The sequence below is a fragment of the Pseudomonas sp. BIGb0164 genome, assembly GCF_024810135.1.
In the GTDB taxonomy this organism is placed as follows: domain Bacteria; phylum Pseudomonadota; class Gammaproteobacteria; order Pseudomonadales; family Pseudomonadaceae; genus Aquipseudomonas.
The window spans coordinates 1-14203 of sequence record NZ_JANUEA010000009.1 but is presented as its reverse complement, the minus strand read 5'-3'; the positions used below and the strand labels follow the sequence as shown (position 1 = coordinate 14203).

The 14203-nt window shown below is 61.1% G+C and carries 7 protein-coding genes and 1 pseudogene; 7 read left to right on the top strand and 1 reads right to left on the bottom strand.

Annotation, left to right across the window (positions count from 1 at the left end; genetic code table 11):
* Positions 1-32: 32 nt before the first annotated feature.
* A complete protein-coding gene (locus M2394_RS22350; RefSeq protein ID WP_259174632.1) occupies positions 33-1574 on the bottom strand; it encodes a catalase in 1542 nt (513 codons plus the stop codon).
* 391 nt (positions 1575-1965) lie between these two features.
* Here M2394_RS22350 and M2394_RS22345 point away from each other — a divergent pair, with 391 nt between their 5' ends.
* The 7 genes and pseudogenes from M2394_RS22345 to M2394_RS22315 all read left to right on the top strand — a co-directional run.
* On the top strand, positions 1966-2637 hold the full coding sequence (locus tag M2394_RS22345) for a response regulator transcription factor (protein ID WP_259174631.1): 672 nt from the start codon (positions 1966-1968) through the stop codon (positions 2635-2637).
* Between the two features lie 226 nt (positions 2638-2863).
* Positions 2864-7771: an Ig-like domain-containing protein gene (locus M2394_RS22340; protein ID WP_259174785.1), complete on the top strand. Its 4908-nt coding sequence runs from the start codon at positions 2864-2866 to the stop codon at positions 7769-7771.
* A gap of 135 nt (positions 7772-7906) precedes the next feature.
* Positions 7907-8830, top strand: a complete 924-nt coding sequence (locus M2394_RS22335; RefSeq protein ID WP_259174630.1) for an OmpA family protein — start codon at positions 7907-7909, stop codon at positions 8828-8830.
* 135 nt (positions 8831-8965) lie between these two features.
* The gene (locus M2394_RS22330; protein ID WP_178921834.1) at positions 8966-9886 is read left to right on the top strand and encodes an OmpA family protein; all 921 of its coding nucleotides are present in this window, start codon (positions 8966-8968) and stop codon (positions 9884-9886) included.
* Between the two features lie 195 nt (positions 9887-10081).
* Positions 10082-12496: a type I secretion system permease/ATPase gene (locus tag M2394_RS22325; protein WP_259174628.1), complete on the top strand. Its 2415-nt coding sequence runs from the start codon at positions 10082-10084 to the stop codon at positions 12494-12496.
* Entirely contained in the window at positions 12493-13734 is a 1242-nt protein-coding gene (locus M2394_RS22320) for an HlyD family type I secretion periplasmic adaptor subunit (RefSeq protein ID WP_259174627.1), read from the top strand. Before M2394_RS22325 ends, M2394_RS22320 begins: the two co-directional genes overlap by 4 nt.
* Before the next feature lie 2 nt (positions 13735-13736).
* A pseudogene (locus tag M2394_RS22315) lies at positions 13737-14203 on the top strand (hypothetical protein); the annotation flags it as partial.

Sequence of the window (14203 nt, the reverse complement as noted above, 5' to 3'; positions counted from 1 at the left end):
GGTGATGGCCGAAGCGGCCGTCGAGGGAAGGCTCAGTCGCTTAACAGCGCCGCCATTTTTTTCACTTGCTCCAGGTCGCCTTTCGCCACATCCGTCACGCCAGCGCCGTATTCCGGGTCGGCCTTGTAGAGGAACGACAGGATGTGGTGTTTGCTCACGGTGTCGGCCTGCGCCAGGGAGGTGCCGAAGCTGTGGATCAGGTCTTTGCGCGCCTTGCTGTTGAACGAGCGATACAAATCACCGGCCTGCTTGAAGTTCTGCTCGCGCTGGATCTTGGCCTGCTGGGTGCTGCCGGTCAGTAGGAGCATGCTGTAACGTGCAGCGGAAGATTCCTCGCGCGGGAACAGCCGGCTCGGTTGGTAATTGACACCGGTGAGGGTCGAGGCGGTGTTCATCGCGCCGTCCTGATTGCCGTTATCGACAGGGGCTTTGCTGGCATTGATCGGCAGTTGCAGGGCGTTGGCCCCCAGGCGATGCATCTGTGTGTCGGCGTAAGAAAACAAGCGCCCTTGCAGCAAGCGGTCTTCCGACGGCTCGATGCCGGGGATCAGGTTCGAAGGGGCCATCGCCACCTGTTCGGTTTCCTGGAACACGTTGGCGGGGTTGCGGTTGAGCACCAGTTGGCCGACCTTGCGCATGGGCACTTCTGGCCAGACCTTGGTGGCGTCCAGCGGGTCGAAGTCGAACGTGGCCAGCGCTTGGGGCTTGAGCACCTGGATGTACAGGTCCCACTTCGGGAATTCGCCTTTTTCAATGTGCTTGATCAGGTCGAGGGTCATGTGGCTGAAGTCGGTGCCTTGCACACGGGTGGCCTCTTCCGGGGTGAAATTGCGCACGCCTTGCAAGCTCTTCCAGTGGAACTTGACGTAGCTCACCTCGTCCTTGGCGTTCACGAACTTATAGGCATGCACGCCATTGCCATCCATTTCCCGGTAACTGGCCGGGGTGCCGGCATTGGAATACAGCTCGGTCAGGGTGCGGGTGGCTTCCGGCACGTGGGAAAAGAAATCGAAGCGCCGCGCATCGTTGCCCAGGTTGGTGCGTGGGTCGGGCTTGAACGCGTGGACCATGTCGGGGAACTTGATCGCGTCACGGATGAAAAACGTCGGGAAGTTATTGCCGACCAGGTCCCAGTTGCCTTCGGCCGTGTAGAACTTGGTGGCAAACCCTCGTGGGTCACGCAGGGTTTCGGGTGAATGGGTGCCGTGCACCACGGAAGAAAAACGCACGAACACCGGTGTGACGGTGCCGGCGGTAAAGAGCGCGGCCTTGGTGAGGTCTACCAGGTTTTCGCTGGCGGTAAACACGCCGTAGGCGCCTGTGCCCCGTGCATGCACCACGCGCTCCGGAATGCGCTCGCGATCAAAACGCTGCAGCTTCTGGATCAGATGCACGTCTTGCAGCAGCACCGGGCCGTTGGTTCCGGCCGTTTGCGAGTTCTGGTTATCGCCCACCGCCGCGCCATTGTCTCGGGTGAGTGGGCTGCTGTGGGCGGCCACTGAAACAGAACCCAGGGTCAGTACACATAACAGCTGCAAGGGACGAGCGAAACGCACAGGCGTGCAGGCAAACATGGTAAGGCTCCAAATAAGACGAATAAGCCAACATCAACCCGCTGGGGACTGTGTTGGCAGGCGTGAGTACTTTTTAGTGTGTCCGCCGCACACCCCTCAGTGATTTAAGAAATGTCTCAATTAACTAAGTTTGGCCGAGGTGTTGTGTGTCTCGGTTATTGAGACAGTTCTTAAAGCCTTTCTTTGTCTCAGCCCTTACTGTGGTTCTATCGATCGAACATTCCGGTTCGCAGCCTGGGTGTGAAGTGACCTTTTAACGGGTGTTGCGCCCGACAGTTCTAATACGGGGTATTCGCTAACAGCAGCGAAGCCATTATTCAATTCGGCGTTAAATGGTTTAGGCCGCGCGAAAAAGGATGCAGGTTAAATTCCTGGGAAGACGAGGTGTGTGATGTCTGGGTTAATCAGAGTGGGGGTGCTGGATGAACATGAGGTGGTCCGTCAGGGGTTGCGTTACCACCTGGCTGATCAAACCGGTATTGAAGTAACAGGCCTGTTCGAGACCACGGACAGTGCCTGGCAGGCGATCGAGCAGGGCCATTTGGACCTGTTGGTCATGGACAATGAATTGGAACACAGTGCCGCGCAGGACTTCATCAAGGCCTTGAGGGCGCAGTTCCCGCATATTTGGGTATTGGTCGTGGTGCCCGAGGCCGACCCCAGGGTTGCCATGCTCCTGCTGGCCGCCGGTGTGCAAGGCGTGGTCTGCAAGCGCCAGCCCCTGGGCGTGTTTATCCGCGCAATCGAAATGCTGGCATGCGGCCAGCGCTACCTCTGCTCCAGCATCGTCGTGGCGCAAGAGAATGACACCGTGTCGACCTGGTGGGAGGCCACCGGCGCAGAAGAAGCCTTGGCGTCCCACGCTTCGCTGTCTTTGCGCGAGCGTGAAGTGTTGAGGCTGTGCATCAGCGGGCTGACCGTGACGCGAATCGCTGAAATGTTCAACCGCAGCCTTAAAACCGTCAGCACGCAAAAGTTGGCGGCGTACCGCAAGTTGGGCGTGACCAGTGACATGGATCTGTTCAAGCGTCTGTCCCAATACCGAACGATGAAAGGGCTTTGAGACAAATCTCAAAGACAGCCTGACCCTGGCAATGTTAGTTATTCGTTTTATCGTGAAGACCCGCCTCGTGCGGGTTTTTGTTTATGCGCGGTCAACACAGTAATTGCACACAAAAATAGTTAAGCCTGAGGGGTTTTGAGACAGTTCTTATATTGCCTATTACGTCGAGTGAGGAGAATTCCGACATCCAAGGATTCCTCTTAACGGAGTGGCTTGGTTGATAGGAATGCCGGACAAACCGGTGTACGCAATCCTGACTAACTCAAAGGCAGAAAACGTGAACGCTAACTCTGTGAATATCGCCGTGGTAGACGGCAAGACGATTACCCAAACGGTGGACCTCGGTGCCGCCAAAACGGGTCTTCCTGTACGCATCAAGGCCGTACAGGGTGGCAAGTACATCATTGGCGAAGGCGAAAAAGGCTTCGCGCCCGAAAACCTCACCATCAAGCGTGTGGGCAAAAACCTGCACATCGCCCTGGAAGGCACTGACCCGGACCAGGCTCAACTGATCATCGAAAACTTCGAAGGCAGCGGCGGCCAACTGGTCGGCCTCGCCGAAGACGGTTCCTACTACGAATACATCTCCTCTGACGGTGACCAGGATGGCGCTGCTGCGTTCCTGTACGACGGCGCAGAGTCGGCCCAAGTGCTGGGCGCCCAACCGTTGGCCGGTTTTGGCAATGGCCTGGTCGCTGGCGCCGGTATCGGCTGGTTCTGGCCTGCACTGCTGGGCCTGGGCGCACTGGGCCTGCTCGGTGGCGTATATGCCGCCACGCGTAACAAAGACGACAACAACGACCCAACCACCCCGGTTGGCGGCGGTAACGGCGACAAAGGCTCGCTGGGTAGCGTCACCGATGACGTGGGCGACAAACAAGGCCTGATCGGCCCAGGCGAATCCACCGACGACAAAACCCCAACCTTCACCGGTATCGGCAGGCCGGGTACCACTGTAGAAATCGTAGACAACGGCAAAGTCATCGGCACCGCGCCGGTGGGCGACGACGGCAAGTGGGAGTTCACCCCTGCAGAGCCAGGTCTGGCTGACGGCTCCCACAACATCGTGATCGTTCCGGTTGATGCTGGCGGTAACAAAGGCGAGCCTTCGCCTGGCCACATCATCATCGTCGACACCGTCGCACCCGCTGCCCCGCTCATCGACAGCGTGTACGACGACACCGCGCCAAACGAGGGCCTGCTGGCCAGCGGCGACAGCACCAACGACACCACCCCGACGCTCAAAGGCACCGCTGAAGCGGGCGCCATCGTGCACATCTACGACAACGGCGAACCCATCGGCACCGCCCTCGCAGACGAACACGGCAACTGGGAGTTCACCCCGAAAACTGAACTGGCCGAGGGCGCCCACGAGTTCACCATCGCCGCTGAAGACGCTGCCGGCAACATCAGCGTGCCTTCGCTGCCGTTCCCTATCGTCATCGACATCACCGCACCTGAAAAACCAGGCCCGGGCAAGGGCGGCATTGACGACATCTTCGACAACGTCGGCCCTGTCCAAGGCAGCATCGGCGACGGCGACAGCACCGACGACAAAACCCCAACCTTCAGCGGTGGCGGCGCAACGCCGGGTGATACCGTGGTCATCATCGACAACGGCGAGCCAATCGGTAGCGTGGTTGTGGGCGACGACGGCAAGTGGGAATTCACTCCGGAGACTGGCAAAGAGCTGGCTGAAGGCAGCCACGAAATCGTGGTCGTGATCAAAGACCCATCGGGCAACCCAAGCGAGCCTTCCGATCCGATCACCATTATCGTCGACACCCAGGCACCGGTTACCCCGACCCTCGGTGCGGTCATCGATAACGAAGGTGACTCCACCGGCAACCTGAACCCAGGTGACGTTACCGATGACGCCCGCCCGGAGCTGACTGGCACCGCCGAGCCTGGCTCCGTGGTGACCATTTACGACAACGGCGCCATCCTTGACAAAGTCACGGCAGGTGCCGATGGTAGCTGGAGCTTCACGCCGCAATTGCCATTGAGCAACGGCCCGCACTCGTTCACGGTGACCTCGACCGATAGCGCCGGCAACGTCAGCCTGCCTACCCCTGCCTTCGATCTGCAGATTGTCACTGGCGGCTCGCCGTCCGCGCCTGCCATCACCGGTGTGGTGGACGATCAAGGCAGCATCCAGGGCAACGTGAGTAAAGATGCAACGACGGACGATAACCTGCCGACCATCACAGGTACCGGCACAACGGGCGATACCATCTTGATCTACAACGGTGACCAGCTGCTGGGCACTGCCAAAGTAGAGAATGGTCAGTGGGAGTTCACCCCTGAAACGGCTTTGGTGGACGGCACTTACAACCTGACCGCCCAGGCCAAAAGCCCTGCCGATAACCTGAGCCCGGCCACGGGTGTCTACACGATTATCGTGGACACCAGCGCCCCGGCCGCTCCCACTCAGCAGCAGTTGATCGATGACGTTGGCGCCGTGACCGGCCCGATTCCGTCCGGCGCAACCACCGACGACTCCAACCCGACGTTCGTAGGCATGGCGGAGCCTGGCTCCGTGGTCATGATCTATGACAATGGCGCCCTGCTCGACAGCCGTACCGCTGACAGCGACGGCAACTGGAGCTTCACCCCGACCATAGCCCTGGAGAACGGCCCGCACTCGCTGACTGCCCAGGCGGTAGATGCCGCTGGTAACGTTGGCCCGATGGGCCCGGCGATGACGTTCATCGTGGATGCCACGGCCGTGGAGATCTCCATCACCTCCGTGGTCGACGACGCTGGCTTCTACAAAGGTCCGCTGGAAAGCGGTGAATCCACCGATGACACCACCCCGACCCTGAATGGCCAGGCCACTCCGGGTGCGACCGTCAACATCTACAACGGCACCACCTTGGTGGATTCCGTTGTGGCCGACCCAGTGACCGGTGCGTGGAGTTTCACGATGCCCGAGCTGGCCCCTGGCACTCACAACCTGACGGCCACTATCACCACCCCGGCGAGCGGCGAAAGTGCACCGACGCCGGCCTTCACCGTCATCGTCGACACCACGGCGCCGTCTGCTCCGGCGATTGGCGCGGTGACAGACGACGTAGGCACGATCCAGGGCCCGATCGGAAGTGGCCAGACCACCGACGACAACACCCCGACCCTCAGCGGTGAGGGCCTGGAACCCGGTGATACGGTCGAAATCTACGACAATGGCGAGCTGCTCGGGATTGAGAAGGTCGATGAGAATGGGCGTTGGAGCTTCACCCCTTCGCCCTCCCTCAACGATGGCTCCCACTCGCTGACCGTGATCACCCGTGACCAGGCCGGCAACCCCAGTGCGCCGTCTGCACCATGGGTTGTGATTGTCGACACCGTTGGCCCAGTGGCTGTCATCACTTCTCTGAGCGATGACGTAGGCACCGGTACCCCGACACTGCCAGAAACCATCGCCAATGGCGGTGAAACCGATGACCGTTCGCCGGTGATCAACGGTACGACCGAACCGGGCGCCATCGTGACCGTCTATGCCAATGGTCAACTGCTGGATTCGGTCCAGGCCGACGCGTCCGGTAATTGGTCGCTCGAGCCTGCGGATCCTTTGGAGTTGGGGGCGTATAGCTTGACCGCCACTGCAACGGATGCGGCGGGTAATACCGGGCCGCAAAGTGCGTTGTTTGATTTTGATTTGGTGAGTGTTTTCCATCGGCCGGTTGTGGTGGACTCTTTTGGAGCATATGCCCTTATAGGTGATGGTGTAACTATTGACCTTGGCCCTATGAGTTTGACTCGAGTAGTGACCTCGGGTAGTTCGAGCGCTATTAGCAAGTTGACTGGCGGTGATTACCTGGCTTTTCAGAGCGGGGATTTTGGGGGGAACGGAATCAGTTATGCTGAACAAAAGGCGGTTTTTGATCTGAAAGGCGAGTCGGCTAATAAACTTTCCCTTACAATAGCCATGAATTCCAGTAGGCCTGACGGTACTATTGTAGGGAAAATTGTTTTCTTTGATGAGGGTGGTGGGGTAGTTCACACTTATGACATTCGCACTGGGGAGGTGGATAACTTTAAAAATATTCAAGTTCCCGGCGGGCAGATGTTCTCGAGTTTTGAATTGGTTCAGTTGCAGCCCCCTTCTGGTCACCATATTCAAATGCATGTGGACAATATTGTCACTAGTGCCAACGATTTTTCTGTTGTAAGTAGTTTTGGTCCTTATTCGCTCCTTGTAGATGGCGTAACGCATGACATAGGCAGCCTAACTGTGACTCGAGTAGTGACCTCGGGTAGTTCGAGCGTTGTTAACAAGTTGTCTGGCGGTAGTGCCCTGGTTTTTCAGAGCGGGGATTTTGGGGGGAACGGAATCGGTTATGCCGAGCAAAAAGCTGTTTTTGATATGAAGGGGGTTTCGGCTAGTCAACTTTCCCTCGAGATTGGTGTTAATACCGATAGGCCTAACGGCACTATTGTAGGGAAAATTGTTTTCTTTGGTGAGAATGGTGAGGTAGTTCATACCTATGATATTCGAGCTGGAGAAACGAATAACCTTACAACTATCAAGATCCCCGATGGGCAAATCTTCTCGAGTTTTGAAGTGGTTCAGTTACAGCCTCCGGTTGGTCAAAATATTATAATGAGTATTGATAATATAATTTTTGGCGATGAAAAAAACGTTCCGGAAGATAACGTTTCTTTGAGCGACCTCAACGACGACCTCTCCGCCGCCGACCAACTCATCGAAGTGGCCGAAGGCGAAGAGCGCACCGTCGAAGCCGAAGGCACCGACGCCATCGACACGCTGACCCTCACCGGCGCGAACCAGGTCCTTGACCTGACCGCCCTGGCCGAAGGCCAAGTGACGTCGATGGAAGTCATCGACATCACCGGCACCGGCGACAACGTGTTGAACCTGTCGCTGAGCGATGTCCTGGCACAGGGTGGCAACAGTCTGTTCACCGGTGATGACAGCACGCAGATGATGATCAAGGGCAATGCCGGCGATGTGGTCAACCTCGCGGATCTGCTGCCAGACGGCACCGATCCGGGTGATTGGGCCAGTGCGGGCACCGCGACGGTGGCGGGCGTGGTTTACAACGTCTACCAACACTCGTCCCAGGACGCACAACTGCTGGTTCAAGACGGCGTCACCACCAACCTGGTGTAAGCCGGCCCACCCGGCCCCGGGGATTGTCCCGGGGCTCGGGTGCCCAGGTTGATCCAGGCAGGTGACTGCCGCTCTTCAATTGTCTTTTACTTTTTTAGCCCGGGTGCCCAGCGGCACCCGTGCGGAGTTTTGATCATGTTTACACGCAACAACACCCTTACCGCTGCGCTGTTCGCGGCGGCCGTCTGCGCGATGCCATTGGCTCACGCAGAACAGCAATACACCTACCGGTCGGCGGACATCCAGTCGTTCGGCAATGGTTACCAGCCGGTGGCCCCGGTCTCCGACGGTCAGGCCCAGGTGATTTACTACCGTGGCACCGATGGCCAGCAACGCGGTTCGGCCAACGTTTACGTTGACCGCGAGTTCCACACCAGCCTGCTGCCAGGCGGCTACACCGCCTTCTGCGTGGAGCCGGGCAGCCGTACCCTGGGTGCCTACATCGGTGATGCCCCGAGCTACCGTGGCAAAACCACCGACTTGTACTCGGCCAAGCTGGAAGGCGGCAAGACCTACTTCCTCAAGGTTCGTGAAAACGGTAACGGCGCGCCATTGGCCGTGACCCGTGCCGACGCCGAGCGCGAGCTGGCCGGCAGCCGTGCCCAGGTGCAGGCGCTGTCCCGTGCTTCGAAGGTGCAGCAGTGCAACTTCGTCGACAAACCGGCCGAGGCCTTCAAGGACTACGCCTTGTCCGGCGACGTACTGTTTGCCTTCGGCAAGTCGGGCTACCAGGACATCAGCAGCCGTGGCCGTGTGGCGATCCTGGAGTTGGTCACCCAACTCAATCGCGAACACGCCAAGCTCGACCGCGTGGTTGTAGTGGGCCATACCGACCCGATCGGTTCCTACCAGGCCAACCAGACCCTGGGCCTCAAGCGTGCGCAAACCGTACGCCGCCTGCTGATCGACGGTGGCATTCCGTCCACCGCCGTGATTGCGCGCAGCGCCGGCAGCAGTGAGCCCGTGACCGACGAATGCTACGGCAGCAAGGCCGAGCAAGTGGCGTGCAACGCGCCAAACCGTCGCGTCGTGGTCCGCGTGGACGTGAGCGGCCAGTAACGCCCTCACGCTAAAACCGCCCCGGGAGGCCTTCGGGCTTCCCGTTCTTTGCCGCAAGCGCTGTGCGTTTGCGGCCTTTTTCTCGACTCAATAAACCGTCACCGGTTCGCTGGTGGCCACGGCGGAGTGACGCCCATGTTTTTACTTAACAGGAACCGAGCTGCCGTGCTGATCGGCGCAGCCTTGTTCAATTTCCAGGCCTTGGCCAATGTGCCGGCACCCGTGGCCGGCAAAGTGTTCGATGCCACCTACGAGCCGGTGGCGGCCATCGGCGAAGACCAGGCCCAGGTCGTGTATTACCGCGCGCTGGGCGGGGTGCAGCGCAAAGGCGCGGCCCATGTGTACGTCGACCGTGAGTTCCACGCCGGCCTGCTGCCGGGCGGCCACACCACGTTTTGCGTGGCACCGGGCACCCATACCCTGGGCGCTTACCTGGACGATATGCCGACCTATAAAGGCAAGCACAGCGACCTGTACCAGGCCACGCTGCAAGGCGGCAAGACCTATTACCTGCGTGTACGCGAAGACGGCAACACCTTCCCGCTGCCGGTGGCCCGCGATGCGGCCGAGGCCGAACTGACCACCTCGCGCACCCAGGTGCACGCCGTGTCCCGCGCGGCGTCGGTCGAAGCGTGCCGGCATTACGACTACCTGGTGGACGAATCGCGCTTCAAGCACTACGAGCTGGCCAGTGACGTGCTGTTTGCGTTTGGCAAAGCCGGCTCGGGGGATATTTCCAAAGCCGGGCACCAGGCCATTGCGCGCTTGATCAACGACCTGCATGACGACGATGCACAGGTCAAGAGTGTGCAGGTGATCGGCCATACCGACCCGATCGGCGACGAAGCCAAAAACCAGCAACTGGGCCAGCAGCGTGCCGACACACTGCGCCAGCTGTTGATCAACAAAGGCATCCCGGAATCCATCATCAGCGCCTCCAGCGCCGGCAACCGCGAGCCGGCGGTGTTCAGCTGCTACGGCAGCCGTGCGCAGCAAATTGCCTGCTATGCGCCGAACCGGCGTGTGGTGGTGAAGGTGGAGCTGGGCCGTCCGTGAGACGTGCTGTCAGTGGGGCGTGCACCTGCCCGCAAGGGCGGTGGGGTCAGCCCTTTTGGGACAGGTCTTATTCTTAGAGGCAGGCCGTCTCGTCAGAATTCTCCTAACGGTTTCCAAGGCCGGCCTGCTCGACAGGGCCAGCCTTGAGACATCCATTTTCAATGCGGTCGCCACCGGCGGCCCAGGACTCTTGTGATGACTACAGACGCGCCTGTTGGCCCAAGCGAGCAGCCCCCCGTGTTGCCCGCCACCCAAACGACGGTCCAGGACACGCTGCTCGACAGCGTGTCGTGGATCTGCGATCACTACGGCGTGGGCAAAAGCCCTGAAGCGCTGACCGCTGGCCTACCCAAGGGTGGCATGCTGGCGCCGTCGCTGGCGCTGGCCGCGTTGTCTGCCGCCGGCCTGAGTGCCGGGTTGGTGGAGCGCCGCGCCCAAGCGTTGCCCCAGCAACTGGTGCCGATCGTATTGCTGCGCAAGGAGCAGGGCGGCTGCATTTTGCTCGGCCGCACATTGCGCGACGACGCCGAAGGCAAGCGCGCCTGCTACTACCAGGTGATCCTGCCGGAAGTCAGCCTCGAGCCGGTCGAGCTGGACCAGGCTGGCCTCGATGCGATGTACGCCGGCCACGCGATTCTGGTCAAGCCCCGCGCCAAGGTCGACCTGCGCGCCGGCGATGAAACCCCGCGCCCGGCCGGCCACTGGTTGCTCAGCACCCTGTGGCGTTATCGCAGCTACTACCGCAGTGCGGCCATTGGCGCGGTGCTGATCAACGTGCTGGGCCTGGCCACCATTTTCTTCACCATGAACGTGTACGACCGCGTGGTACCGAACCAGGCGTTTGTCACGTTGTGGTCGCTGGGCATCGGCGTCTCTATCGCCATGATCTTCGAAGCGATTGCACGGTATGTGCGGGCGCACTTGCTCGACGTGGCCGGCAAGAAAGCCGACCTGGTGCTGGGCACCATGCTGTTCCGCCAGGCGCTGTCGATTCGCATGGAAAACAAACCGGCCTCGTCCGGCTCGTTTGCCAACCAGTTGCGCGAGTTCGAATCGGTGCGCGACTTCGCCACCTCGGCCACGCTGGCGGCGCTCACCGACCTGCCGTTCGTGCTGATGTTCGTCGGCGTGATCTTTGTGGTGGGCGGCCCGCTGGGCTGGGTGCCGTTGTTGCTGATTCCGCTGATCTTGATCATCAGTGTGATCATCCAATGGCCACTGGCGCGCACCATGAAAGAAAACATGCGCGAAGGCGCGCTCAAGCAAGGCGTGCTGGTGGAGTCGGTCGAAGGCCTGGAAACCCTCAAGGCCGTGGGCGGCGAAGCCTACATGCAGCGTCGCTGGGAAAACTTCAGCGCGCTGTCGGCGGCCACGTCCATGAAGTCCCGTTCGCTGTCGAGCCTGGCGACCGGCGTGGTGGCGTTCCTGCAACAGATCCAGACCGTGGTGCTGATCATCATCGGCGTGTACCTGATCGACGCCGGTGACCTCAGCATGGGCGGCCTGATCGCCACCGTGATGCTCGCCGGCCGCGCCACCGGGCCGTTGGGCCAGGTGATCGGCTTGGCGGTACGCTTCCAGCAAGCCAAGGCCGCGCTCGGTTCGCTCAACGGCCTGATGGCCATGCCGGTGGACCGCGACCCTAAAGGCCAGTACCTGTCCAAGCCCCCGCTGTCGGGCCAGTTGACCCTCAAGAACGTCGGCTTTTCGTACCCGGCACCGCCGATGCAGCCCAACCCACCGGTGCTGCAAGGCATCAACCTGACCGTCGCCCCCGGCGAGCGGGTGGCGATCCTCGGCCGTATCGGCAGTGGCAAGTCCACGCTGTTGCGCGTGATGGGCCGGCTGTACGCACCGGTGGAAGGGCAGATGTTCACCGATGGCCTGGACGTCAACCAGATCGACCCGGCCGACTGGCGCAAGGCGGTGGGTTATGTCGGCCAGGATGCACGCCTGTTCTACGGCTCGCTGCGTGAAAACGTGATGCTCGGCCGCCCGGATGCCACGGTCGAGGAGTTCCTGCGGGTGCTGCGCCTGACCGGCCTGGACCATATCGCCGCCAAGCACCCCAAGGGCATCAACTTGCCGATTGGCGAAATGGGCGAGGGCTTGTCGGGCGGTCAACGGCAGTTGGTGTCCCTGGCACGCAGCCTGTTGGCGCGGCCGAAAATGCTGCTGCTCGACGAGCCGACCAGCGCGATGGATACCCAGACCGAGATGGCGTTCCTGGACCACCTCAAGCGTGCCACCGAAGGCCAGGCCATGGTGGTGGTGACCCATCGCCCCTCGTTGCTGGCGCTGGTGGATCGCATCGTGGTGGTCGACGACGGCAAGGTCGTGGCCGATGGCCCGAAAGCACAGATTCTTGAGGCGTTGACCAGCAAGGCCGACCCCCAAGCGATGCAAACGGCTGAGGCTGCACCTGCCAAGGCTGCGCCGGCCAGGGCACGTCCGGCCCCGGCTCCGGTTCGTCCGGTGCAAGCGCCGACGTCAGCCAAAGCGGCCCCTTCATTTAGCGTAAGCCCCCGTGCTCAAGCGTCACCGAACCACGCAACACGATCCGCGGCTTCCCCTGCTTCAGGCCCCGCGACAGGAGAGGTAGCCCCGTGATCCGCACACTTTTCGGCCGCAAACCCAAGGCCAACCTTGAGCCCGGCGACGCCGCGTTCATGAACGATGTACAAGAGTCGTTGCTGTCCCAGACCACGCCGGGTTCCAAGCTGGTGTTGTACCTCATCGCTGCCGTGTTGGTGATCGGCGTGGTGTGGGCGTATTTCGCCCGCGTCGAGGAAATCACCCTGGGCGAAGCGAAGATTATTTCCATGAGCCGCGAGCAGGTGATCCAGAGCCTGGAAGGCGGGATTCTGCTGGACATGAATGTGCGCGAAGGCGCCATCGTCGAGAAGGGCGATGTGCTGTTGCGCATCGACCCGACCCGTGCCGAGTCCAGCTACCGCGAGGTGCTGTCCAAGGTGATCGGCCTCAAGGCGTCGATCAGCCGTCTGCGTTCCGAGGCGTATAACCAGCCGTTGCAATTCGACGACCAGGTCAAGCAGGACAAGGACGTGGTGGCCCAGGAGACCCGTGCCTACGAGTCGCGCAAACGCGCGCTCAACGACAGCATCAGTGCCCTGGAGCGCAGCTATCAGTTATCGACCCGTGAGGTGCGCCTGGCCGAGCCGCTGGCGGCCAAGGGCCTGATGTCGGAAGTGGAGCTGTTGCGTATCCGCCGTTCGGCCAACGACATCAAGTCGCAAATCGTCGAGCGCACCAACAAGTTCCAGGCAGACGCCAACTCCGAGCTTTCCAAGCTGGAGCTGGAACTGTCGCAGATCAGCGAAAACCTGATTGGCCGCGCGGATGTGCACGACCGCACCACCATCACCGCCCCCGTGCGCGGCACCGTGAAAAACGTGCGCGTCAGCACCATTGGCGGGGTGATCCAGCCGGGTGAGCACATCCTCGAGATCGTGCCCCTGGAAGAACAACTGCTGGTGGAAGGCAAGATCCGCCCTTCGGACGTGGCCTTCCTGCGCCCAGGCCTGGCGGCGACCGTGAAGATCACCGCGTACGACTACGCGATTTATGGCGGCCTCAAGGGCCGGGTGGAACACATCAGCCCGGACACCCTCAAGGACGACCAGAAAGCGGCGTCGGGTCGCCCGGATGACACCTACTACCGCGTGCTGGTGTTGACCGACAGCAGTGAGTTGACGGCGGGCGGCAAGTCGCTGCCGATCATTCCGGGGATGGTGGCATCGGTGGAAATCCGTACCGGTGAAAAGACCATCCTCAATTACCTGCTCAAGCCCGTGCTCAAGGCGCGCGAAGCCTTCCGGGAGAGATGATCATGACTTACACACATGACCGACGGCCGAAGCCGTCGGCACAGGGCACGGCTGCGCCGGCGTTTCGCCTGAGCCTGCTGGCCACACTGGTCTGGAGCCTGTCGGTGGGGTTGCACAGCGCTTCGGCTCAGGCCGATGAATTCCTCGCGTTTCTGGCGGCGGCACCCGGGAAGGATCTGCGTCCCGCCGTGCGTCCGGCGGTACGGCAAGTCGAACCACGTCGCACTGAGGTGGTGACGTTCCAGCCCGCAGTGGCAACGGCCTATACGCCGCCGCGTCCTGCGGCGGTACGCGAAGCCGAGCCGCGTCGTACTGAGGTGGTGACCTTCCAGCCGGCAGCGCCGACGGCCTATACGCCGCCGCCGCGTCCTGCAGTGGTGCGTGAAGCCGAACCGCGTCGCACCGAGGTGGTGACTTTTCAGCCCGCAGCGGCACCGGCTTATACGCCACCGCCGCGTCCTGCGGTGGT

Bases quoted from the DNA above. Each gene is read 5' to 3' on its own strand.
- M2394_RS22325 (WP_259174628.1), top strand. From the start codon at position 10,082: ATGACTACAGACGCGCCTGTTGGCCCAAGCGAGCAGCCCCCCGTGTTG.
- M2394_RS22330 (WP_178921834.1), top strand. From the start codon at position 8,966: ATGTTTTTACTTAACAGGAACCGAGCTGCCGTGCTGATCGGCGCAGCC.
- M2394_RS22340 (WP_259174785.1), top strand. From the start codon at position 2,864: ATGCCGGACAAACCGGTGTACGCAATCCTGACTAACTCAAAGGCAGAA.
- M2394_RS22335 (WP_259174630.1), top strand. From the start codon at position 7,907: ATGTTTACACGCAACAACACCCTTACCGCTGCGCTGTTCGCGGCGGCC.
- M2394_RS22350 (WP_259174632.1), bottom strand. From the start codon at position 1,574: ATGTTTGCCTGCACGCCTGTGCGTTTCGCTCGTCCCTTGCAGCTGTTA.
- M2394_RS22345 (WP_259174631.1), top strand. From the start codon at position 1,966: ATGTCTGGGTTAATCAGAGTGGGGGTGCTGGATGAACATGAGGTGGTC.